Source organism: Microbacterium sp. str. 'China', assembly GCF_002993305.1.
GTDB classification, from domain to species: Bacteria; Actinomycetota; Actinomycetes; order Actinomycetales; family Microbacteriaceae; genus Microbacterium; species Microbacterium paraoxydans.
In genome coordinates this window covers 1,936,518-1,957,812 of record NZ_CP027434.1, presented here as the reverse complement: position 1 = coordinate 1,957,812, position 21,295 = coordinate 1,936,518, and the positions used below count along the sequence as shown (strand labels likewise).

Genomic DNA, 21,295 nt, shown 5'->3' with positions numbered 1-21,295 from the left:
TCGTCGAAGCGCCCGAAGGCCCCGGTCCGCGGACCGGGGCCTTCGTCGTCGAATCACATGCTTGTGATTTCGCGGGAACTCGGCGAGAATGGGCGCACAACCGCATACTCTCGCCACTTCGTGGTTCAGGTCGTAGGGGAAGACGCACCTGATGAAACGGAGAGATCATGGCGACGGCTTACGCACGCGGAGTGGTTTTCATCCACTCGGCGCCTCGCGCGCTCTGCCCGCACCTGGAATGGGCGGTGGGTCGCGCTATCGGGCGTGCGGTGAACTTCGACTGGACCGAGCAGCCCGTGCTGACCGGCGCGCGCCGCGCCGAGTTCTACTGGGACGGTCCCGTCGGTACCGGTGCTGCCCTCGCTACCGCGATCCGGGGCTGGGAGCACCTCCGGTTCGAGGTGACTGAGGATCCCACGCCGCGCAGTGACGGCGGTCGGTGGCTGCACACGCCCGACCTCGGCATCCACTACGCCCAGACCGATGCCGCCGGCAACATCGTCATCGGCGAGGACCGCATCCGCTACGCGATGGAGATCGCCGCGGGCAACGCCGTCGAGCTGCAGCGCGAGCTCGACATCGCCCTGGGCTCCGCCTGGGACGAGGAGCTGGAGCCCTTCCGCCACGCCAGCGACGACGCGCGCGTCGTCTGGCTCCACAAGGTCGGCTGACCGACCGTCGATACCGGGAGCGCGGAGGCGTGAGTATCGGATGCCGGTGAGTGATCCCGGAGGCTGAGAAGACGAATCCCCGCTCCGCTCGACGAAGACCCCGCCCCGGCAGACTGGGCGGGGTCTTCGTCTGCGCAGATCAGATCACGGCCGCGTGCGCGAGGTCGTCGACGGTGTTCACACCACCGCCGCGCACGTCCGCCCAGGCCTGCGCCAGGCGCGTCATCGCCTCCGCCGCACGCTCGGGCGGGAGCGTGATCGGGACCCGGAGTCGCCGCTCCAACACCCCGCCGGTCGTGAAGCGCGGCCCGGGCGGCAGGATGAGTCCCCGTTCGCGTGCGGCGAGCGAGAGGGTCGTCGACAGGGGAGCGCCGAGATCGATCCAGGCGGAGAGCCCGCCGGGTGTCTCCGGCATCCGCATCCCCGGGATCCCGGCGATTCCCGTGGCCACGGCTTCCCGCCCGGCAGTGAGACGTCGCCGGACGTGCTGGGTCAGTGCCGAGACGTCGTCGAGCAACTCCACGGCGATGCACTGCTCGAGGAGGGCGGTGCCGAGCTCGAACGAGGGACGGACGGCCAGCAGCCGGGCGATGACCGAGCGCTCGGCGCGGATCCAGCCGATGCGCATGCCTCCCCACGCGATCTTCGACATCGATCCCACCGTGATCACGTTCGGGCCATCGGCCGCCATCGGCGCCGGTGCCCATCCTCGGTCGATGTCGAGCTCTGCCGTCGTCTCGTCGACGATCAGGTGCGTGCCGGTGTTGCGGGCCGTCGTCGCGATCCGAGACCGCTCCTCCTGCGGCAGCGTCGCTCCGGTGGGGTTGTGGAAGTCGGGGATGAGGTACGCGACGTGCGGGCGTGCCGTCAGCAGGGTGTCGGTGAGGTGCCGGGTGTCCCAGCCGTCGGTGTCGACCGGCGTCGGGAGCAGCCGGTAGCCGTGCCGGTGCAGAGCCTCGAGCGCGTGCGGGAAGGTCGGCTGCTCCACGAGGGCGCGTTCGCCCCGGCGGCCGATCGCCGTGAGGATGAGGTTGACGGCGTTGAGGGCGCCGGAGGTGATCATGATCTCGTCGGCCGAGGTCGCCGCGCCACGTTCGGTGAACCGGCGGGCCACGGCTTCTCGGAGCTCGGGAAGGCCCTGCAGCGAGTAGCCGCTCGTGCCCCGCAGCGCCGCCAGCCGGGGGAGGGACCGCACGGTCGCGTCGTACAGGCCCGGTGTGGAATCCATCGAGGCGATCGACAGGTCGATCGCCTCGTCGTCCCGGTCGGGCGCGGGCGCGGACGGGCCATGCGGCAGAGCCACTCTGGTGCTTCCGCCGTGTCGCCGGTTCACGTAGCCCCCGGCTTCGAGAACGCCGTACGCGCGGGTGATGGTCGAGCGTGACCGCCGCAGCTCGAGCGCGAGGGCCCGTTCGCTCGGCAGTCGCTCGCCGACCGTGAGCCTTCCATCGAGGATGAGGGCCCTGATGCGGTCGGCCAGGCCCGACGCCGAGGCGTCGTCGATGTCCTGCGTACCGAGCTGGGTGACGAGACGGGAGGCCATGCCTCCAGCCTGCCGCAAAGTGGCCTTCCATGTGCAGACCACTTTTCGCTCAGTGGTTGGCCTCGTGACGCCTTCGCACGGGCCACGATGGAGAGATGCTCTTCCGTGCCGTCTTCCTGCCGTTCACCGCGACCAGCCGTCGAGACCTGGTCGAGCGGCTGGTGCAGCTCGTGGGCGGGCTCTTCCTCTACGGCGTCGCCCTCGGCTTCATGGTGCGAGGCGGCATCGGCGTCGCGCCCTGGGACGTGCTCTCGTTGGGTGTCGCGCGCTGGACGGGACTCGGGTACGGCGTCGTCACGGTGCTGATCTCGATCGTCGTCCTGCTGCTGTGGGTCCCGCTCCGTCAACGGGTGGGCCTCGGCACCCTGCTCAACGCGCTGCTCATCGGCCCGTTCGCCGATCTCACGCTCCTCGTGCTGCCGGCACCGGGGTCAGTCTGGGTGGGGGCGCCCATGTTCGCCTTCGGTCTCGTGCTGCTGGCGTTCGCCACCGGCCTCTACATCGCGGCGGACTTCGGCCCCGGACCGCGCGACGGACTCATGACGGGGCTCGTCCGGGTGACCCGATGGCCGGTCTGGCTGGCGCGGACGGTCATCGAGGGGTCCGTGCTGCTCGTCGGCTTCCTCCTCGGCGGTCCGGTGGGCGTCGGCACCGTGCTGTTCGCGTTCGGCGTCGGCCCGTTGATCGGATGGTTCCTCCCGCGGATCGAGCGCCGCCGTCGGGAGCGTTCGCAGCGCCTTGCCGTCCGGGCGAGCGCGCCCCTGGGTCCCTGAGCCTGTCGAAGGGCCAGAGCGGACCTCGCACGACGAAGGCCCCCGGGATCGGATCCCGGGGGCCTTCGTCGTGAATGCGGAAGCGGTCAGTCGACGCCGCCGAGCACGAGCACCGCGTTGTGTCCGCCGAAGCCGAACGAGTTGCTGATGGCGATCTGCGGGCCGTCGCCGAGCGGAGCCGCCTCTCCGGACAGACGGAACGGCACCTCCGGGTCGGGCTCGGTCATGTTGATCGTCGGCGGGGCCACGCGGTCCCGCAGCGCGAGGAGGGAGAAGATCGCCTCCAGCGCGCCGGTCCCGCCCAGGAGGTGTCCGGTCGACGCCTTGGTCGCCGAAACCGGGATCTCGTCGATCCGGTCGCCGAAGACGTTCTTCAGCGCGACGTACTCGTTGGGGTCGCCGACCGGCGTCGAGGTCGCGTGGGCATTGATGTGCGTCACCTGGTCGGGGGTGATGCCGGCCTCCTCGAGTGCCTGGACGACGGCGCGGGCCGCACCCTTGCCCTCGGGGTCGTTGCCGGTGATGTGGTACGCGTCGGCGGTCACTCCACCGCCGAGGACGTAGCCGTAGATCTTCGCGCCGCGGGCCTTGGCGTGCTCCTCGGTCTCGAGGATGAGGGCCGCGGCACCCTCGCCCATCACGAAGCCGTCGCGGTCGATCGCGCCGGGTCGGGAGGCGTGGGCAGGGTCGTCGTTGCGGCGCGACAGCGCCTGCGCGGACGCGAACGCGGCCATCGTGATCGGGTGGATCGCCGACTCGGTGCCGCCGGCGATGACGACGTCGGCCAGCCCCTCCTGCAGGTGGTGGAAGGCGTGGATGATCGACTCGGTGCTGGAGGCGCACGCGCTGACGACGGTCTGTGCGTAGGCGCGGGCCTCGAACTGCAGCGACAGGTTGCCGGCGGCCGCGTTCGGCATCAGCATCGGCACGGTCAGCGGCATGACCCGGCGGGGGCCCTTCTCGCGCAGCGTGTCCCAGGCGTCGAGCAGCGTCCAGAGGCCGCCGATCCCCGTCGCGAAGTCGACGCCGAGGCGCTCGGGAGCGACCTCGGGCGAGCCCGCGTCCGCCCAGGCTTCGCGAGCCGCGATGAGGGCGAACTGCGAAGAGGGGTCGAGACGCTTCGCCTCGTGGCGGGGCAGCACCTCTTCCGGGCGGACGCTCGCGGAGGCGGCGAACGTGACGGGCAGGTCGTACTCCTGCACCCAGTCGTGCTCGATCGTGCGGGCGCCGGAGGCACCGGCGAGAAGGTTGTCCCAGTTCTCCGGGGCCGTCCCGCCGATGGCGGAGGTGGCGCCGATGCCGGTGACGACGATGCGCTTGGTCATGAGGTGTGGTTCCTTGTCGAAACGAGTTCGTGCGGGGGATGGGCAGGGCGGGAGGATGCCACGCCCCGCCAGGGGCGAGGGTGGCATCCTGCCGGGATTACTCCTGGCCCGCGACGATGAAGTTGACGGCGTCGCCGACGGTCTTCAGGTTCTTGACCTCGTCGTCGGGGATGGTGACGCCGAACTTCTCCTCGGCGTTGACGACGATCGTCATCATCGAGATCGAGTCGATGTCGAGGTCGTCCGTGAACGACTTCTCCAGGGCGACCTCGCTGGCGTTGATGCCGGTCTCGTCGGTGATCAGCTCTGCGAGGCCGGCGAGGACCTCATCGTTGGTGAAAGCCATGGTGGTCTTCCTCTTTCTTACGGGTTGTATTCGGAACCGTGGAACAGTCTAGGGAAGGTCGACGCGTGTTCAGGGGAGGACGACGACCTGGGCCGCGAACACGAGGCCGGCGCCGAAGCCGATCTGCAGGGCGAGGCCGCCGGAGAGTTCCGGGTGCTCGGCCATGAGGCGGTGGCTGGCGAGCGGGATCGAGGCGGCAGACGTGTTACCGGTGGTCTCGATGTCGCGGGCGATGACGGTGGTCTCCGGCAGGCCGAGCTGCTTGGCGAACTCGTCGATGATGCGCATGTTGGCCTGATGCGGGATGAAGGCGGCGAGGTCGGAGGCCTCGATCCCGGCCTTGTCCAGTGCCTCGCGGGCGACCTTGGCCATCTCCCACACGGCCCAGCGGAAGACCGTCGGGCCCTCCTGACGGAGTGTCGGCCACGGCACCACGCCGTCGCGGAAGTCCGGGAGGGTGCCGTTCATGCCCACGGCGTCGGCCTTGGAACCGTCGCTGCCCCAGACCGCGGGGGCGATGCCCGGCGTGTCGCTCGGGCCGATGAGAGCGGCGCCGGCGCCGTCGCCGAGGAGGAACGAGATGCTGCGGTCGGTCGGGTCGACGACGTCGGAGAGCTTCTCCGTGCCGATCACGAGGGCGTGGCGCGCGGCCCCGGCCTTGATGAGGGCGTCGGCCTGCGCCACGGCGTAGGCGTAGCCCGCGCAGGCCGCGTTGATGTCGTAGGCCGCGGCCGGGTTGGCCCCGACGCGGTCCGCGACGATCGCGGAGACGGACGGCGTCTGCTTCGGGTTGCTGATGGTCGCGACGATCACGAGGTCGACCTGGTCGGCGGGAACCCCCGACTTCTCGATGGCCTCGGCTGCCGCCGCGGTCGCGAGGTCGATGGCGTCCGTCCCCTTGTCGGCCCGGGCGCGCGTGATGATGCCGGTGCGCTGACGGATCCACTCGTCGCTCGAGTCGATCGGCCCGATGAGGTCTTCGTTGGGCACCGCGTTCTCGCCGCGAGCCGCGCCGAACGCGTAGATGCGGGTGTAGGCGGGCCCGGCGATCTGGGCGAGGGAGGCGGTCATGCGGCTTCTCCGTTCAGCAGCGCGACGGCGGCTTCGAGGTCTTCGGGGGTCTTCACGGCGACCGTGGGTACGCCGCGCAGGCCGCGCTTGGCGAGGCCGACGAGGGCGCCCGCGGGGGCGAGCTCGATGACGCCGGTCACCCCGGCGTCGGCGAACGAGGTCATGCAGAGGTCCCACCGGACGGGGGAGGAGACCTGGTCGACGAGGTAGTCGAGCGCCGTCGCTCCGTCGGTCACGACCGAGCCGTCACGGTTGGTCCAGAGCGTGATCTCGGGGTCGGACGGCTGCACGTCGGCGACCGCGTCGCGGAGGGTCGAGACGGCGGAGGCCATGTAGTCGGTGTGGAACGCGCCGGCCACCTGGAGCGGCACCACGCGCGTGCCCTTGACCGGCTCCTCGGCGAGAGCGGCCAGGGCCGGAAGGGGACCGGCGACGACGATCTGCCCGCCGCCGTTGAAGTTCGCCGGGGCGAGGCCGAGTTCGGCGAGGCGGGCGAGGAGCACCTCCTCATCGCCGCCGAGCACCGCGCTCATCCCCGTCGGGGTCTGGGCGGCGGCATCGGCCATCGCCCGCCCGCGGATGCCGACGAGGCGCATGCCCGTCTCGGCGTCCAGCACGCCGCTGCCGACGAGCGCCGCGATCTCCCCGACGGAGTGCCCGGCGATGCCGTCCGCGCGGCGACCGGCGGCGGCCACGAGGGCGTCACCGGCGACGAGGGAGGCGGCCACGATCAGCGGCTGGGCGACCCGGGTGTCGCGGATGGTGTCCGCGTCCGACTCGGTGCCGTGCGCGCGGAGATCGAGCTGCGCGGCCTCGGAGTAGGCGGCGAGACGCTCCTCCACTCCGTCGAGCTCGAGCCAGGGGGCGAGGAATCCGGGGGTCTGCGAGCCCTGTCCAGGGCAGACGACGACAATCACCCACCCAGTCTGCCAACGATCGCGGCAGAACGGTGGATGATCCATCACAAGATTGCGCGGAACCCTTGTGTGTGGCGCACAGAATGCACCGGGTGGGTCAGCGCGGAGGGCGGCGCAGCGGCGGACGGCGGCGTACCTGCTCCGCGGCCCCGATGGAGCCGAGGATGAGCGCCGTCTGCAGGATGAGCGCCTCGCGGGGCCCGGTCGCGTCCCACCCGATGACCTCGCTCACCCGCTTCAGGCGGTAGCGGACGGTGTTCGGATGCACGAAGAGCTCGCGGGCCGTCGCCTCGAGGGAACGGCCGTTGTCGAGATAGCTCCAGAGCGTCGTGACGAGGTCGGTCGAGTGTGCCTGCAGCGGGCGGTAGATGCGCTCGATGAGGGTCTGCTTCGCGAGAGGGTCGCCGGCGAGGGCGCGCTCCGGGAGCAGGTCGTCGGCTTCGACGGGCCGCGGTGCGCTCCGCCAGGCGCGGGCCACCGCGAATCCGGCCAGCGCCGCACGCGCGCTCTGGCTGGCGTCGACGAGGGCAGCCACAGCCGGCCCCAGCACGACGAACCCCGGGCCGAACGACGGCTCCAGACGGGCCGCGATCTCCTGGAACCCGAGCTCCTCGTCCTCGCCCTCCTGACCCTCGACGCGCGCGCGTCCGAGCACGAGCACGAGGCGCGAGCCCTGCACGCCGATCAGGACGTCGACCGCGAGCTTCCGCGCAGTGCGACGCACGAGGTCGACGTCGAACTGCGGAGGCGTGGTGCCCACGAGGACCGCGACCTCTCCGTGGCCGTGCCACCCGAGAGCGGCGATGCGGCTGGGAAGCTCCTCGTCGGCCTCGCCCGTGAGGATCGAGTCGACGACGAGCGCCTCGAGCCGCGCGTCCCAGAGGCCGCGGGCCTCGGCGGCGCGCGCGTAGACGTCGGCGGCGGCGAAGGCCACGTCCCGCGAGTAGAGCAGGATGGCCTCGCGAAGGTGCTCGCCCTTGCCCGCCACCCGTTCCTCGGTCACCTCGACCGTGACGCGGATGAGCTGGAGGGTCTGCTGCAGACTCACGCTCCGCAGCAGCTCACGGGGAGCGGCGGCGAAGATGTCCGCGGCGATCCACGGGGTGGACGTCGGGTCGTCGTACCACTGGATGAACGAGGTGATGCCCGCCTGCGCCACCAGCCCGACCGCGGAGCGGCGGGCCGGTGGCATGTCGGCGTACCAGGGGAGGGTGTCCTCCAGCCGCTTGATCGTCACCGTGGCGATGTCGCCGGAGATCCGGCGCAGCCAGGTGAGCGTGGCGGCCTTGTCCATGCCGGCGGCGGAGGCAGCTGTCACCGAGGGCTCAGCTTTCGCCGCCTGCGTTGCCGCTCGTGCCGGCGTTCACGTCGTGCAGGCGGTACTTCTCGATGGCCTGGGCGGAGAGGCCGCGCTCGACCTTGCCCTCCTCGGCCAGCGCCTGCAGCGTGCGCACGACGATCGACGGTCCGTCGATCTTGAAGAAGCGGCGGGCCGCGGCACGGGTATCCGAGAAGCCGAAGCCGTCGGCGCCGAGCGTGGCGAAGCGGTTCGGGACCCACGGGCGGATCTGGTCCTGCACGGCGTGCATGAAGTCACTGACCGCGACGACGGGACCCTCGGCGCCCTGGAGCTTCTGCGTGAGGTACGCGGTGCGCGGCTCCTGGTCCGGGTGGAGGAAGTTGTGCTCGTCGGCGGCGAGGCCGTCGCGGCGCAGCTCGGTCCACGAGGTGACCGACCACACGTCGGCGACGACACCCCAGTCCTTCTTCAGCAGCTCCTGGGCCTCGAGCGCCCACGGCAGGCCGACGCCGGAGGCGAAGAGCTGGGCGCGGGGGCCGTCGCCCTCGCCGACGGAGACGCGGTGGATGCCGCGGACGATGCCGTCCACATCCACGTCGGCCGGCTCCGCGGGCTGGACCATCGGCTCGTTGTACACCGTGAGGTAGTACATGACGTTCGGGTCTTCGTGCTGCCCGCCGTACATGCGCTCGAGACCGGAGCGCATGATGTGCGCGATCTCATAGCCGTACGCCGGGTCGTAGGAGACCGTCGCCGGGTTGGTCGAGGAGAGCAGGTGCGAGTGCCCGTCGGCGTGCTGGAGGCCCTCACCCGTGAGGGTGGTGCGCCCGGCGGTGGCGCCGATGATGAAGCCGCGGGCCATCTGGTCGCCGGCGGCCCACTGGGCGTCGCCGGTGCGCTGGAAGCCGAACATCGAGTAGAAGATGTAGATCGGGATGAGCGGCTCGCCGTGCGTCGCGTACGACGTGCCCGCGGCGGTGAATGCCGCGAGAGCACCGGCCTCGTTGATGCCGACGTGGACGATCTGTCCCTGCGGGCTCTCCTTGTAGGCGAGCAGCAGCTCCCGGTCGACCGACGTGTAGTGCTGGCCGTTGGGGTTGTAGATCTTCGCGGTCGGGAAGTACGCGTCCATGCCGAACGTGCGCGCCTCGTCGGGGATGATCGGCACGATGCGGTGGCCGAACTCCTTCGAGCGCAGCAGGTCCTTCAACAGGCGGACGAACGCCATGGTCGTGGCGATCTCCTGCGTGCCGGAGCCCTTCTTCGGCAGCGCGTAGGCGTTCTCCTCGGGAAGGGAGAGGCCGACGTGCGTCGAGCGGCGCTCCGGGAGGAAGCCGCCGAGGGCCTTGCGGCGCTCGAGCATGTACTGGATCGTCTCGTCCTGCGGTCCCGGGTTGTAGTACGGGGGCAGGTACGGGTTCTCCTCGAGCTGCGCGTCCGTGATCGGGATGTGCATCGCGTCGCGGAACGTCTTGAGGTTGTCCAGCGTCATCTTCTTCATCTGGTGGGTCGCGTTCCGGCCCTCGAACTGCGGGCCGAGCCCGTAGCCCTTGACGGTCTTCGCGAGGATGACGGTCGGCTTGCCCTTGTGCTCGGTCGCGGCCTTGAACGCGGCGTACACCTTGCGGTAGTCGTGGCCACCCCGCTTGAGGTTCCAGATGTCGTCGTCGGAGTAGTCCTTGACGAGCGCGGCGGCGCGCTCGTCGCGGCCGAAGAAGTGCTCGCGGATGTAGGCCCCGGACTCGGCCTTGTACGTCTGGTAGTCGCCGTCGGGCGTGACGTTCATGAGGTTGAGCAGTGCACCCTCGGTGTCGCGGGCGAGCAGGTCGTCCCACTCACGGCCCCAGACCACCTTGATGACGTTCCAGCCCGCGCCGCGGAAGAACGACTCGAGCTCCTGGACGATCTTGCCGTTGCCGCGCACCGGGCCGTCGAGACGCTGCAGGTTGCAGTTGACGACGAAGGTGAGGTTGTCGAGGCCCTCGTTCGCGGCGACCTGGAGCTGGCCGCGGCTCTCGACCTCGTCCATCTCGCCGTCGCCGAGGAACGCCCAGACGTGGGACTGCGAGGTGTCCTTGATCCCGCGGTTCTCGAGGTACTTGTTCGACATCGCCTGGTAGATGGCGTTGATCGGGCCGAGACCCATAGACACCGTCGGGAACTGCCAGTACTCCGGCATCAGGCGCGGGTGCGGGTACGACGGGATGCCGTTCGGCGCGTGCGACTTCTCCTGGCGGAAGCCGTCGAGCTGGTCCTCGGTGAGGCGACCCTCGAGGAAGGAGCGGGCGTAGGTGCCGGGGGAGGCGTGACCCTGGATGAAGATCTGGTCGGCGCCACCGGGGTGGTCCGCGCCCTTGAAGAAGTGGTTGAAGCCCACCTCATACAGCGCCGCGGAGGACGCGTAGGTGGAGATGTGACCGCCGACGCCGATCCCGGGGCGCTGGGCGCGGTGCACCGTGATGGCGGCGTTCCAACGGATCCAGGCGCGGTAACGCCGCTCGATCTCCTCGTCGCCGGGGAACTCGGGCTCGTTCTCCGGGGCGATGGTGTTGATGTAGTCGGTGGTCGGAACCATCGGCACGTTCAGGTGCAGTTCCTTGGAGCGCTTGAGCAGGCTGAGCATGATCTCGCGCCCGCGGCCGTGGCCCTTGGCGTCCACCAGCTCGTCGAGCGACTGCTGCCACTCACCGGTCTCTTCCGGATCGCTGTCGAGGGGGCCCTGAGAGTACGGATCCTGGTCGTGGACGGTCACGGGGGAACCTTTCGTCAAGCTGGCAGGTCATGCCAAGGAAACGGGAAGCGACACGGGCAGCCTTGTCGGCCGTGCACAACGCGCGCCGACCTCAGCCTATCCCTCTTCCACGACACGGGTGCGCATCCGCACCCGGATAGACTGAGCGCACCAGGGCCTTTAGCTCAGCTGGTAGAGCGCCACGTTTACACCGTGGATGTCGTCGGTTCGATCCCGGCAGGGCCCACCCGTAACGTTTGCAGCGGGGAGCGCAATGACGCGACGCATCGTCATCAGCGGGGCATCAGGCCTCATCGGTTCCGCTCTCGCCGCCTCCCTGCGGGCGGACGGCATCGAGGTGAGCACCCTCGTGCGACGTCCCCCGCAGGCGGAGGGCGAGATCGAGTGGGCTCCGGGGGAGGCGTCCCTGGATCCCGACGTACTCGCCGGGGCGGAGGCCGTCGTCGCCCTCGGGGGTGCGAGCGTCGGCCGGCTGCCGTGGACGCGTGGGTACCGTCGCCAGCTCGTCGAATCGCGGCTCGACGCGACGAACACGCTCACCACCGCTCTGCGCGCCCTGCGCACCGACGCGCCCGCCTTCCTCTCCGCCTCCGCCGTGGGCTACTACGGATCGGCGCCCGGCGAGGTGCTCACCGAGCACTCCGGCCCCGGGAGCACCTTCCTCGCCGACCTCACGGTGCGCTGGGAGACCGCGGCGCGGCGGGCCGAGGACCACACGCGGGTCGCCCTGCTGCGGACGGCACCCGTCATCCACCGCCGGGGTGTGCTCCGGCCGATGATCACGCTGACGAAGCTCGGCGTCGCCGGCCCGCTGGGGCCGGGTACGCAGATCTGGCCGTGGATCTCCTTGGACGACGAGGTGCGCGGTATCCGCCATGTCCTCGATGAGAAGCTCGCGGGGCCGGTCAACCTCACCGGGCCCACCCGGGCGTCCGCGAACGACATCGGTCGCGCGCTCGCGCAGCGGATGCACCGGCCGTTCTGGGTGCCCGCCCCCCGGTGGGCCCTGCGCCTCGCTCTCGGCGACGCCGCCGAATCCTTGCTGCTCCCGGATGCCGATGTGCGGCCCGAGGCGCTGCAGCAGTCCTGCTTCCGGTTCACCCATCGCACAGCAGCCGAAGCGGTCGCCGCCGCGATCTGACGAGTCCGCGATTCTCCCGGCGACACCCCTGCCGTCGCGGCGCTCGCGCTGTCAGGATGGGCGCATGGAGATCATCGAGAACTCGAAGCTCACCGTCGTCGGCGCCGGAAGCGTCGGATCGAGCGTCGCCTACGCGGCTCTGATCCGCGGCTCGGCCCGCCACGTCGCCCTCTACGACATCGCGACCGAGAAGGTCGAGGCGGAGGTGCTGGACCTCGCGCACGGGACGCAGTTCACCGGCAGCAGCGACATCATCGGGGGCAGCGACATCTCGGTGGCGGCCGGTTCCCATGTCGTGGTCATCACGGCGGGAGCGAAGCAGAACCCGGGACAGACGCGCACCGAGCTCGCCGGGGTGAACGCCGGCATCATCCGGCGCATGATGCCGGAGCTGCTGTCCGTCGCGCCGAACGCGGTCTACGTCATCGTCACGAACCCGTGCGATGTGCTCACCGTCATCGCTCAGCAGGAGACGGGCCTGCCCTCGGAGCGCATCTTCGCCTCCGGAACGGTCCTCGACACCTCCCGGCTGCGCTGGAAGCTGGGGGAGCGGGCGGGAGTGTCCACGGCGAGTGTGCACGCCCACATCATCGGGGAGCACGGCGACACCGAGTTCCCGCTCTGGTCGCGGGCGACGATCGGCACGGTCCCGATCCTCGACTGGGAGACGCCGGAGCACCCGCGCTTCACACTGGAGGAGCTGGACGAGATCGCCGTCGACGTCCGCGACGCCGCCTACAAGGTGATCCAGGGGAAGGGCGCCACGAACTACGCGATCGGGCTCTCCAGCGCGCGCATCGTGGAGGCGATCCTCCGGGACGAGCATGCGGTGATGCCCGTGAGCACGGTTCTCCGCGACTTCCACGGGATCGACGGCGTCGCCCTGTCCGTGCCGTCGATCGTCAGCGCCGCCGGGGCCGTGCCGATCCGCACGACGGCGTTCTCGGATCGGGAGCTCGACCTGCTGCGGCAGTCCGCCGACGCGCTCACCGCGGTCGCCGCATCCCTGCAGGAGTGACGCCGGTGGGGCGGCGGTCCGCCCCACCGGGGTTCACCGGCCGTGCGGATCCGTGCGGTTGAGGACCGTGACGACCTCGTCGTAGTCGCCCCGCGCCTCGCCGTAGCGGAGGAACTTCACCCGCTCGACCTGGATCTCGGTCGCGTCGGGCTGGGTCTCGATGAGCGTCATGACCTCGTCGACGAACGCGTCGAGCGGCAGAGCGGCCTCGTTCTCCGCATGCCCGGGCATGAGGTCCGTGCGCACGGCGGGCGGCTCGAGCTCCTGCACCGCGACGGTCGTACCCGCGAGCTGCAGCCGCAGCGACTCGCTGAGCATGTGGATCGCCGCCTTGCTCGCGTTGTACGTGGGCGTGACCTTCAGGGGCGCGAACGCGAGACCGGAGGAGACGGTCATGATGGTCGCCGACGGCTGGGCCCGCAGGTGCTCGATGAAGGCGGCGATGAGACGGATCGGGCCGAGGATGTTCGTCGTGACGGTCTCCTCCGCGGTGGACAGGAAGCCGGCCGGCGTGGTCCAGTCCTCCGTGCGCATGATGCCTGCCATCGTGATCAGCACGTTCAGCGTCGGATGTGCGGCGAGGACCGCGGCCGCGGCCTCGTCGATGCTCGCCGAGTCCGCGATGTCGATGCGGACGGTGTGGAGCCCGGGATGCGCGGCAGCGATCGCGGTCAGCCGGTCCTCGCGGCGTCCCCCGACGATCACGGTGTTGCCGCGCTCCTGCAGCCGGAGCGCCAGCGCCAGACCGATCCCGCTCGTCGCGCCGGGGATGAAGATGGTGTTTCCGGTGATGTCCATGACCTCAGCCTCGGCGCTGTACCGGCCCCGTTCCAGAGACGGCTGATCGGGGGATCGGCGGTCCCTGGATCCCGTCCCGCGTCCGGGGGATACTGCACGGATGGATCGCGATGCCCTGGCCGACTTCCTCCTGCGCCGTCGGGAGGCGCTGCGTCCTGCCGACGTGGGCCTGCCCGAGGGGACTCGGCGACGGACGGCCGGACTGCGCCGCGAGGAGGTCGCACAGCTGGCGACCATGTCGACGGACTACTACACGCGTCTCGAGCAGCGTCGGGGCCCGCAGCCGAGCGCGCAGATCCTCGCCGCCCTCGCCCGCGCGCTGCGGCTGTCCTCGGACGAGCGTGACTACCTCTACCGGCTCAGCGGGCTCAGCGCTCCCGATCGGGCGGTGATCACCGACTACGTCCGTCCCGGAATCCTCCGGGTGCTCGACCGTCTGCACGACACCCCGGCGTTCGTGGTCTCGGCACTCGACGAGGTGCTGGTGCAGAACGACGCCTCGCGCGCGCTGATCGGAGACGCGAGCGGGCTGACCGGGCTCGACCGGAGCGGCATCCACCGCTGGTTCGCGCGCCCGGGGGAGGAACGGCGGCGATACCGGGAAGTCGATCACCCCCGGCAGTCACGGGCGCTGGTGGCGGCGTTGCGCGCGGCGTACGGGACGATGGGCGCGCGGTCGCGGGCGGGGGAGATCGTGGCGGATCTGTCGGAACGGAGCCCCGAGTTCGTGCAGCTCTGGGCGGCTCACGAGGTCGCCCGTCGCTTCGAGCAGCACAAGGTGATCGTTCATCCCGAGCTGGGGGAGATCGAGGTGGACTGTCAGGCGCTGTTCACGGAGGACGAGTCGCAGGCGCTCATCGTCCTCACGGCGCAGCCCGGGAGCGAGGCGGCTGAAAAGCTGGAGTTCCTGCGCGTACTCGGCACGCAGAGCGTCTGAGCCTTCGCGGCTCAGGACTCCTCGTGCACGGCGGGATCGCCGTCGAACAGGCGCCCGTCCGCGCGTCCGAGTGCGGTGATCGCGGCGACCTCCGCGTCGTCGAGCACGACCGCGGCGGCGGCGAGGTTCGCGGCCTGGTGCTCTGCGGACGACGCCTTCGGGATCGCGACCGTCTCCCTGGCCACGTGCCAGGCGAGGACGGTCTGCGCGGGCGTGATGTCGTGAGCGGTGGCCACCTCGCGGACGACATCCTCGTCGAGGAGGGCCTGCGCACGCCCCAGGGGGCTCCAGGCCTCGGTGAGGATGCCGCGCTCCCGGTGATAGGCCAGCTGCTCCTCCTGCGGGAAGTACGGGTGCACCTCGATCTGGTTCACGACCGGCCGGACCCCGGTCTCCCGTTCGATGCGCTCGAGATGCTCGGGGAGGAAGTTCGAGACGCCGATCTGGCGGACGACGCCGCGCGACTGGGCGTCCACGAGAGCCGCCCATGCCTCGACGTACTCGTCCTGGCTCGGGTTCGGCCAGTGGATGAGGTGCAGGTCGGTCGCGTCGAGGCCGAGGCGGGATCGGCTCTCCTCGATGCTGGCGGTCGCCGTCGCGCGGGCATGGTGCCGTCCGGGGAGCTTCGTCGTCACGATGACCTCGGAGCGGGGGACGCCGGAGGCCGCGACGCCGCGCCCGACGGAGCCCTCGTTCTCGTAGTTGAACGCCGAGTCCACGAGTCGGTAACCCGCACGGAGCGCCTGGGCGACCGCCTCCGCCCCGGCGTCACCGTTCAGCCGATACGTGCCAAGACCGAGGGCCGGCAGGGCGAAGCCGTTGTGGGCGCGGAAGGTGGGGACAGTGGTCATCGATGCTCCTGGCGTTGGCGTGCCTCCAGCGTAGGGCGAGTTGGCGCATCACGGCCCTCCGCGCGATGCTGGCAGGCATGACCCTGATCGTCGCGCTCCCATGACGGCGTCCTTCCGCTGCCCCTGCGCCTCGGGGGATACGTTCGCCGCTTGCTGCGGACCGCTCCTCGACGGGGCATCCGCGCCGACCGCCGAGCGACTGATGCGCTCGCGCTACACGGCTTTCGGGCGGGAGGACGGGGCGTACCTGCTCCGTACCTGGCACCCGGAGACGCGACCGGAGACGATCGCCTTCGAGGACGACCTCGAGTGGCGTCGGCTGGTGATCGTGGATCGCGTGGCCGGCGGCCCGTTCGACACGGAGGGCGTGGTCGAGTTCGAGGCCTTCTGGCGGCAGGGCGGCACGCGTGGATCGTTGCACGAGCGCAGCCGCTTCGTCCGCGAGAACCGGACGTGGCTCTACGTGGACGGCGACATCCGATGATGCGGCGCTCGGCCCGGCAGCGACTAGATTTGAGAGCGTGAACGCCACCCCGGAGAACCAGCGCACCCTGCTCGACATCGCGGACCTCGACCGGCGCATCGCGCAGGCGGAGCGTGCCCGCACGCAGCCGAGCCAGGCGGGCCGGATCGCCGAGCTCGTCGCCATCCGTCAGGAGCAGCTCCGCGAGCTCACGGTCCTGACCGGCGCCAGGGACGACGCCCGCACCGAGCTCTCGCGGCTGGAATCGGATGTCGCGCTGGCGGAGCAGCGGCGCGACCGCGACGCCCAGCGCCTCGCGGCGGCCACCAACCCGAAGGAGGCGCAGGCCCTGGAGCACGAGCTCGCCAGCCTCGCCAAGCGTCTGAGTGACCTGGAGGACGCGGAACTCGACGTCATGGGCCGGGTCGAGGAAGCCGACGCCGCCGTGGCCGCGCAGCAGGCGCTGCTGGATGCGACGACCGCGGAGGGCAGCGCGCTCACCGCCCAGGGCAAGGCCGATGTCGCTGCGGCGGCCGAGCTCGGCGCCCAGCTCGCCCGGGACCGGGAGGCCGTCGCCGCCACCGTTCCCGCTCCTCTGCTCGCGGAGTACGATCGTCGCGCCGCGAACAGCGCCGGAGCTGCGCTCCTCACCCGCGGAACCTGTGAAGGCTGCCGCATGATGCTCCCCGGCACCGATCTCAACGAGATCCGTCGCGCGCCCGAGGACGAGGTCGTCTCGTGCCCCGAGTGCGGCTGCATCCTCGTGCGCACCGAGGAGTCGGGACTCTCTTCATGAGCGCATCCGGCCTGCACCGCCCGTGACGGCGCCGGCGTCGGGCCCGGAGCGACGCCTCGCGCTGGTCGGCCTCGGTGCGGGGGAGTACGCCGCGATCGAGCTCGACGAACACGACGAGGAGCAGCAGCGCACGCTCCTGCCCGCGGCGGAACTCGCCGGATGGGTGGCCGCGGTCGAAGCCGCCGACGCCCCGCGGTGGATCATCCGTAGCGCGGCCGAGATCTACGCGCTGCTCCTGAGCGAAGGCGTCAGGATCACGCGCAGCCATGATCTCGTGCTCTGCCACGCGATCCTGCGCGACACGGCCATGGCGTCCACGCCGCTGGTACCCGCGGCGGCGTGGGAGCGCCGCGACCCGGTCGACACCACCCCGTCCCTGTTCGACGTCCTCGACGAGGAGTCCGGCGAGGACGCGATCGCTGCGGCACTCGAGCAGTACCGCGCACAGCGGACGGTGATGGCGGAGGCGGCCGACGGGCGCCTGACGCTGCTGTGCGCCGCGGAGTCGGCCGGCGGGCTGATCGCGGAGGAGATGCGCGTCGCGGGGCTCCCGTGGGACGCAGGGGTGCACGATGCGATCCTCACCGAGACCTTGGGGGCTCGTCCGGCCGCGGGCGGGCTGCCCCGACGGATGGTGGAGCGCGGCGACGAGGTGCGGGCCCTGCTCGACGACCCCACGCTGCACCTGGACAGCCAGCCGAAGCTGCTGCGGGCGCTGCACCGCGTGGGCGTGTCGGTGGAGTCGACGAGCAAGTGGGAGCTGTCCGCCCACGAGCACCCGGTGATCGAACCGCTCCTCGCCTACAAGAAGCTGTCTCGACTGCTCAGCGCGAACGGCTGGAGCTGGCTGTCGGAGTGGGTGCAGGACGGCCGCTTCCGTCCGGTGTACATCCCCGGAGGCGTCGTCACCGGACGGTGGGCGTCGGCCGGCGGCGGTGCCCTCCAACTGCCGCGCAACCTCCGCCCCGCGGTGCGTGCGGATCCGGGCTGGGCGCTCGTCGTCGCGGACGTGGCCCAGCTGGAGCCGCGGATGCTCGCGGCCATGGCGTCCGATGAGGCGATGGCGGCCGCGGCGCGCGGCGGCGACCTCTACGCGGGGGTCGTCGCGTCGGGTGCCGTCGCGACCCGCGAGGAGGCGAAGTACGCGGTGCTTGGTGCGATGTACGGCGCCACCAGCGGCGACAGCGGGCGACTCGTTCCCCGGCTGCGGAAGGTGTACCCGCGTGCGATGGCGCTCGTCGACGACGCGGCGCGTGTCGGGGAGGATGGCGGCATCGTCTCGACCTGGCTCGGTCGCTCCTCGCCGCGTCCGTCCGCGGAGTGGATGCGGCTGCAGGCCGATGCCACGGGCGCCGACGCCGATCCCGCCGTGGTCTCCCACGCCCGCCGCCGCGCACGGGAGTGGGGGCGCTTCACCCGGAACTTCGTCGTCCAGGGCACCGCGGCGGAGTGGTCGCTCATCTGGCTCGCCGAGATCCGTCACCGCCTGGCACAGCTCCCCGAGGTCTTCGGCGCGGCCGAGGCATCGGGGCCGTTCGCCCGGGAACCGCACCTGGCGTTCTTCCTGCACGACGAGGTGATCCTGCACACGCCGCAGGAGCACGCGGAGGCCGCGGCCGACGCCGTCCGCGAGGCCGCTGCCGTCGCCACCACCCGCCTGTTCGGCACCTTCCCGATCGATGTTCCGCTCGACCTGCGCATCGCGGACTCCGCAGAGAAGTGAGGCCCCGTAGACTGGAGGGGCGAATGGGTCGACTGGACGGTCGCGTGGCGGGCAACCGCACCGAGGAACGTCCGGGCTCCACAGGGCAGGGCGGTGGGTAACACCCACCCGGAGTGATCCGCGAGACAGTGCCACAGAGAGCAGACCGCCCCGCGAGGGGTAAGGGTGAAAGGGTGGTGTAAGAGACCACCGGGGGTCGTGGTGACACGGCCCGCCAGGTAAACCTCGCCCGGAGCAAGGTCAGACAGAGGATGATGACGCGGCCCGCCGAGTCCTCGGGTAGACCGCTGGAGCGGCACGGCAACGTGTCGCCGAGAGAGATGGCCGTCGAAGGGGCGAAGAACCCCGGAACAGAACCCGGCGTACAGGTCGGCCCATTCGCCTCGAACGCCGAAGGCCCCGATGACTCCCGTCATCGGGGCCTTCTCTCGTTTGGGTCCCTGAGCCTGCCGAAGGGTCAGTCGCCGGCGAGCGAGGCCGCGCCGATGATGCCGGAGTTGTTGCGGTGGATCGCCGGGACGATCGGCGTCTTCAGGTCGAGCAGGGGCAGGAAGTCGCCCGCGTTCTTCGACACGCCGCCGCCGACCACGAACAGGTCGGGGCTGAACAGGAACTCGATGTGGGAGTAGAACGCCTGCAGGCGCTCGGCCCACTCCTCCCAGCTCAGGCCCTCGCGCTCGCGCGCCGAGGTGGCCGCGTAGGTCTCGACGGACTCGTACTCGCGGAAGTTCAGGTGGCCGAGCTCCGTGTTCGGGAGCAGCACGCCGTCGTACAGGAACGCGGAGCCGATCCCGGTGCCGAGCGTGGTCAGGAGCGTGAAGCCGAGCACATCGCGGGCGGCTCCGTGGCGAGCCTCCGCGACGCCCGCGGCGTCGGCGTCGTTCACGAAGACGATGTTGCGGCCGAGGCCGTCGCGGAAGAAGCGCTCGGCGTCGAAGTCGATCCACTCCTTCGAGACGTTGGCCGCGGAGAGGGTCTTGCCGCGTTTGACGATCGCGGGGAACGCCACGCCGAGCGGCAGGGTCGACTCGTGCACGTCGAGCGTCTTCAGGACGGTCTGCACCGCGACGAGGACGTCTTCCGGCGCCGCGCCGGCCGGAGTGGGCACGCGCACCCGATCCGAGGCCATGGTGCCGTGTTCGAGGTCGACGATTCCCGCTTTGATGCCCGTGCCGCCGATGTCGACGCCGATCGCTTTTGCCATGGCCGATAGCTTAGCGACCACGGTGCGCGCCAGTAGGATCGATGACATCACCCAACCGCTCGCGGGAAGAAGGAGCAGCCATGACCGACGGCGATCACAAGTACTGGTACAACTCCGTCACGGGCGAGGTCGAGTTCGGCATGCTGTCGCCGTCCATCGACCGCATCGGTCCGTTCGACACCGAGGCCGAGGCGCGCCGCGCCCCCGAGGTGCTTAAGGAGAGGTCGCGCGCCTGGGCCGAGGAAGAGGCCGCGGAGCAGGGCTGGGATGCGAAGCCGTCCAGTGGTTTCGGCGCAGAGAAGGGCCAGGGCGCAGAGTAGCCATGGACAAGCAGAGGGACTTCGTCCTCCGGACGATCGAGGAGCGCGGCGTCAAGTTCGTGCGCCTGTGGTTCACCGACGTGATCGGCACGCTCAAGTCCGTCGCCATCGCGCCGGCCGAGGTCGAGGGCGCCTTCGCCGAGGGCATCGGGTTCGACGGCTCCGCGATCGAGGGGCTGACCCGCACGTACGAGTCCGATCTGCTCGCCCAGCCCGACCCGACGACCTTCCAGACGCTGCCGTGGCGCGGGGAGATCGACCCGACCGCGCGCATGTTCTGCGACCTCACCACGCCCGACGGACAGCCCGCGGTGGCCGATCCCCGTCACGTGCTGAAGCGGACGCTCGCGAAGGCCGCCGATGCGGGCTTCACGTTCTACACGCACCCGGAGATCGAGTTCTACCTGCTCAAGTCGTCGTCGTTCGGTCCTGAGGGGCCCGTACCCGTCGACTCCGCCGGCTACTTCGACAACGTCCCCGGGGGTACGGCGCACGACTTCCGTCGCCGTTCGGTCCGCATGCTGGAAGACCTCGGCATCTCCGTGGAGTTCAGCCACCACGAGGGCGGCCCCGGCCAGAACGAGATCGATCTGCGCTACGCCGACGCCCTCACCACCGCGGACAACGTGATGACCTTCCGCACGGTCATCAAGGAGGTCGCGATCGAGCAGGGCGTGTACGCCACGTTCATGCCGAAGCCGCTCAGCGGCCAGCCCGGCAGCGGCATGCACACGCACATGTCGCTGTTCGAGGGCGATCAGAACGCGTTCTACGAGGAGGGTGCGAAGTACCAGCTCTCCAAGACCGGACGCCACTTCATCGCGGGCCTACTCAAGCACGCCAACGAGATCTCCGCCGTGACGAACCAGTTCGTCAACTCGTACAAGAGGCTCTGGGGCGGCGACGAGGCGCCGAGCTTCATCACGTGGGGCCACAACAACCGGTCCGCGCTGGTCCGCGTCCCGATGTACAAGCCGAACAAGGGGCAGTCGTCGCGCGTCGAGTACCGCGCTCTCGATTCCGCGGCGAACCCCTACCTCGCGTACGCGCTCATGCTCGCCGCCGGTCTCAAGGGCATCGAGGAGGAGTACGAGCTTCCGCCGGAGGCGGAGGACAACGTCTGGGCGCTGAGCGACGCCGAGCGCCGGGCGCTGGGCTACTCCGCCCTGCCCGCCAGCCTCGACCACGCCCTGGAGTACATGGAGGCCTCCGAGCTCGTCGCGGAGACGCTGGGGGAGCAGGTGTTCAACTACGTGCTGCTCAACAAGCGCAAGGAGTGGGAGGCGTACCGCGGCCAGGTCACGCCGCTGGAGCTGAAGAACAACCTCGAGCTCCTCTGAGCGCGG

General features: G+C 70.6%; 20 protein-coding genes, 1 tRNA gene and 1 other RNA gene. 12 read left to right on the top strand and 10 right to left on the bottom strand.

Annotated elements, in window-relative coordinates; genetic code table 11:
- Positions 1-167 precede the first annotated feature (167 nt).
- Positions 168-671 carry a DUF3145 domain-containing protein gene (locus C6C15_RS09415; RefSeq protein ID WP_025103621.1) on the top strand — a complete coding sequence of 168 codons (504 nt, stop codon included), beginning with the start codon at positions 168-170 and terminating at the stop codon, positions 669-671.
- Between the two features lie 139 nt (positions 672-810).
- Here the strand turns inward: C6C15_RS09415 and yczR are convergent, their stop codons facing one another.
- Positions 811-2,214, bottom strand: coding sequence for a MocR-like transcription factor YczR (gene yczR / locus C6C15_RS09410; RefSeq protein ID WP_105949925.1), 1,404 nt, complete (start codon positions 2,212-2,214; stop codon positions 811-813).
- A 95-nt stretch (positions 2,215-2,309) separates the two neighbouring features.
- On the opposite strand from yczR, the gene yczE reads away from it, so the two are divergent.
- A complete protein-coding gene (gene yczE, locus C6C15_RS09405) occupies positions 2,310-2,987 on the top strand; it encodes a membrane protein YczE (RefSeq protein ID WP_105949924.1) in 678 nt (225 codons plus the stop codon).
- An 86-nt stretch (positions 2,988-3,073) separates the two neighbouring features.
- Here the strand turns inward: yczE and C6C15_RS09400 are convergent, their stop codons facing one another.
- From C6C15_RS09400 to aceE, 6 genes are all read right to left on the bottom strand, one after another.
- On the bottom strand, positions 3,074-4,312 hold the full coding sequence (locus tag C6C15_RS09400; protein ID WP_060921840.1) for a beta-ketoacyl-[acyl-carrier-protein] synthase family protein: 1,239 nt from the start codon (positions 4,310-4,312) through the stop codon (positions 3,074-3,076).
- A 97-nt stretch (positions 4,313-4,409) separates the two neighbouring features.
- Positions 4,410-4,658: an acyl carrier protein gene (locus C6C15_RS09395; protein WP_017202249.1), complete on the bottom strand. Its 249-nt coding sequence runs from the start codon at positions 4,656-4,658 to the stop codon at positions 4,410-4,412.
- A gap of 69 nt (positions 4,659-4,727) precedes the next feature.
- On the bottom strand, positions 4,728-5,729 hold the full coding sequence (locus C6C15_RS09390; protein ID WP_105949923.1) for a beta-ketoacyl-ACP synthase III: 1,002 nt from the start codon (positions 5,727-5,729) through the stop codon (positions 4,728-4,730).
- Complete coding sequence (locus tag C6C15_RS09385) at positions 5,726-6,646, bottom strand: ACP S-malonyltransferase (RefSeq protein ID WP_105949922.1); 921 nt, start codon at positions 6,644-6,646, stop codon at positions 5,726-5,728. Before C6C15_RS09385 ends, C6C15_RS09390 begins: the two co-directional genes overlap by 4 nt.
- 97 nt (positions 6,647-6,743) lie before the next feature.
- The gene (locus C6C15_RS09380) at positions 6,744-7,940 is read right to left on the bottom strand and encodes a PucR family transcriptional regulator (RefSeq protein ID WP_025103615.1); all 1,197 of its coding nucleotides are present in this window, start codon (positions 7,938-7,940) and stop codon (positions 6,744-6,746) included.
- A 31-nt stretch (positions 7,941-7,971) separates the two neighbouring features.
- Positions 7,972-10,698, bottom strand: coding sequence for a pyruvate dehydrogenase (acetyl-transferring), homodimeric type (gene aceE / locus C6C15_RS09375; protein WP_060921837.1), 2,727 nt, complete (start codon positions 10,696-10,698; stop codon positions 7,972-7,974).
- Between the two features lie 153 nt (positions 10,699-10,851).
- Here aceE and C6C15_RS09370 point away from each other — a divergent pair.
- The 3 genes from C6C15_RS09370 (at position 10,852) to C6C15_RS09360 (ending at position 12,857) form a co-directional block, all read left to right on the top strand.
- Positions 10,852-10,924 (top strand) — tRNA-Val (locus tag C6C15_RS09370).
- A 27-nt stretch (positions 10,925-10,951) separates the two neighbouring features.
- Positions 10,952-11,839, top strand: coding sequence for a TIGR01777 family oxidoreductase (locus tag C6C15_RS09365; protein WP_105949921.1), 888 nt, complete (start codon positions 10,952-10,954; stop codon positions 11,837-11,839).
- A 64-nt stretch (positions 11,840-11,903) separates the two neighbouring features.
- Positions 11,904-12,857: an L-lactate dehydrogenase gene (locus tag C6C15_RS09360; RefSeq protein WP_105949920.1), complete on the top strand. Its 954-nt coding sequence runs from the start codon at positions 11,904-11,906 to the stop codon at positions 12,855-12,857.
- Positions 12,858-12,890: 33 nt separating this feature from the next.
- Here the strand turns inward: C6C15_RS09360 and C6C15_RS09355 are convergent, their stop codons facing one another.
- Positions 12,891-13,655, bottom strand: a complete 765-nt coding sequence (locus tag C6C15_RS09355) for an SDR family oxidoreductase (protein WP_105949919.1) — start codon at positions 13,653-13,655, stop codon at positions 12,891-12,893.
- A 100-nt stretch (positions 13,656-13,755) separates the two neighbouring features.
- Here C6C15_RS09355 and C6C15_RS09350 point away from each other — a divergent pair, with 100 nt between their 5' ends.
- Positions 13,756-14,592: a helix-turn-helix transcriptional regulator gene (locus C6C15_RS09350; protein WP_105949918.1), complete on the top strand. Its 837-nt coding sequence runs from the start codon at positions 13,756-13,758 to the stop codon at positions 14,590-14,592.
- 11 nt (positions 14,593-14,603) lie between these two features.
- Here C6C15_RS09350 and C6C15_RS09345 read toward each other — a convergent pair whose 3' ends face one another.
- The gene (locus tag C6C15_RS09345; RefSeq protein ID WP_060921832.1) at positions 14,604-15,443 is read right to left on the bottom strand and encodes an aldo/keto reductase; all 840 of its coding nucleotides are present in this window, start codon (positions 15,441-15,443) and stop codon (positions 14,604-14,606) included.
- A gap of 100 nt (positions 15,444-15,543) precedes the next feature.
- Here C6C15_RS09345 and C6C15_RS09340 point away from each other — a divergent pair, with 100 nt between their 5' ends.
- From C6C15_RS09340 to rnpB, 4 genes are all read left to right on the top strand, one after another.
- On the top strand, positions 15,544-15,927 hold the full coding sequence (locus tag C6C15_RS09340; protein WP_105949917.1) for a YchJ family protein: 384 nt from the start codon (positions 15,544-15,546) through the stop codon (positions 15,925-15,927).
- 37 nt (positions 15,928-15,964) lie between these two features.
- The gene (locus C6C15_RS09335; protein WP_060921830.1) at positions 15,965-16,702 is read left to right on the top strand and encodes a zinc ribbon domain-containing protein; all 738 of its coding nucleotides are present in this window, start codon (positions 15,965-15,967) and stop codon (positions 16,700-16,702) included.
- Positions 16,703-16,724: 22 nt separating this feature from the next.
- Positions 16,725-18,425, top strand: a complete 1,701-nt coding sequence (locus tag C6C15_RS09330; protein ID WP_105949916.1) for a bifunctional 3'-5' exonuclease/DNA polymerase — start codon at positions 16,725-16,727, stop codon at positions 18,423-18,425.
- A 24-nt stretch (positions 18,426-18,449) separates the two neighbouring features.
- Positions 18,450-18,806, top strand: an RNA gene (gene rnpB / locus C6C15_RS09325) — RNase P RNA component class A.
- 76 nt (positions 18,807-18,882) lie between these two features.
- Here the strand turns inward: rnpB and ppgK are convergent.
- Positions 18,883-19,629 (bottom strand): polyphosphate--glucose phosphotransferase, encoded by a 747-nt coding sequence (gene ppgK, locus C6C15_RS09320; RefSeq protein WP_025103605.1) that lies wholly within the window; start codon positions 19,627-19,629, stop codon positions 18,883-18,885.
- A gap of 80 nt (positions 19,630-19,709) precedes the next feature.
- Here ppgK and C6C15_RS09315 point away from each other — a divergent pair, with 80 nt between their 5' ends.
- Positions 19,710-19,949, top strand: a complete 240-nt coding sequence (locus C6C15_RS09315) for a hypothetical protein (protein WP_025103604.1) — start codon at positions 19,710-19,712, stop codon at positions 19,947-19,949.
- Between the two features lie 2 nt (positions 19,950-19,951).
- Positions 19,952-21,289 carry a type I glutamate--ammonia ligase gene (glnA, locus tag C6C15_RS09310; protein WP_025103603.1) on the top strand — a complete coding sequence of 446 codons (1,338 nt, stop codon included), beginning with the start codon at positions 19,952-19,954 and terminating at the stop codon, positions 21,287-21,289.
- Positions 21,290-21,295 lie beyond the last annotated feature (6 nt).

Excerpts from the sequence above, each read along its gene's own strand:
- C6C15_RS09415 (WP_025103621.1), top strand. The coding sequence starts at position 168 with ATGGCGACGGCTTACGCACGCGGAGTGGTTTTCATCCACTCGGCGCCT.
- yczR (WP_105949925.1), bottom strand. The coding sequence starts at position 2,214 with ATGGCCTCCCGTCTCGTCACCCAGCTCGGTACGCAGGACATCGACGAC.
- yczE (WP_105949924.1), top strand. The coding sequence starts at position 2,310 with ATGCTCTTCCGTGCCGTCTTCCTGCCGTTCACCGCGACCAGCCGTCGA.
- C6C15_RS09400 (WP_060921840.1), bottom strand. The coding sequence starts at position 4,312 with ATGACCAAGCGCATCGTCGTCACCGGCATCGGCGCCACCTCCGCCATC.
- C6C15_RS09395 (WP_017202249.1), bottom strand. The coding sequence starts at position 4,658 with ATGGCTTTCACCAACGATGAGGTCCTCGCCGGCCTCGCAGAGCTGATC.
- C6C15_RS09390 (WP_105949923.1), bottom strand. The coding sequence starts at position 5,729 with ATGACCGCCTCCCTCGCCCAGATCGCCGGGCCCGCCTACACCCGCATC.
- C6C15_RS09380 (WP_025103615.1), bottom strand. The coding sequence starts at position 7,940 with ATGGACAAGGCCGCCACGCTCACCTGGCTGCGCCGGATCTCCGGCGAC.
- C6C15_RS09365 (WP_105949921.1), top strand. The coding sequence starts at position 10,952 with ATGACGCGACGCATCGTCATCAGCGGGGCATCAGGCCTCATCGGTTCC.
- C6C15_RS09360 (WP_105949920.1), top strand. The coding sequence starts at position 11,904 with ATGGAGATCATCGAGAACTCGAAGCTCACCGTCGTCGGCGCCGGAAGC.
- C6C15_RS09355 (WP_105949919.1), bottom strand. The coding sequence starts at position 13,655 with ATGGACATCACCGGAAACACCATCTTCATCCCCGGCGCGACGAGCGGG.
- C6C15_RS09350 (WP_105949918.1), top strand. The coding sequence starts at position 13,756 with ATGGATCGCGATGCCCTGGCCGACTTCCTCCTGCGCCGTCGGGAGGCG.
- C6C15_RS09345 (WP_060921832.1), bottom strand. The coding sequence starts at position 15,443 with ATGACCACTGTCCCCACCTTCCGCGCCCACAACGGCTTCGCCCTGCCG.
- C6C15_RS09340 (WP_105949917.1), top strand. The coding sequence starts at position 15,544 with ATGACGGCGTCCTTCCGCTGCCCCTGCGCCTCGGGGGATACGTTCGCC.
- ppgK (WP_025103605.1), bottom strand. The coding sequence starts at position 19,629 with ATGGCAAAAGCGATCGGCGTCGACATCGGCGGCACGGGCATCAAAGCG.
- C6C15_RS09315 (WP_025103604.1), top strand. The coding sequence starts at position 19,710 with ATGACCGACGGCGATCACAAGTACTGGTACAACTCCGTCACGGGCGAG.
- glnA (WP_025103603.1), top strand. The coding sequence starts at position 19,952 with ATGGACAAGCAGAGGGACTTCGTCCTCCGGACGATCGAGGAGCGCGGC.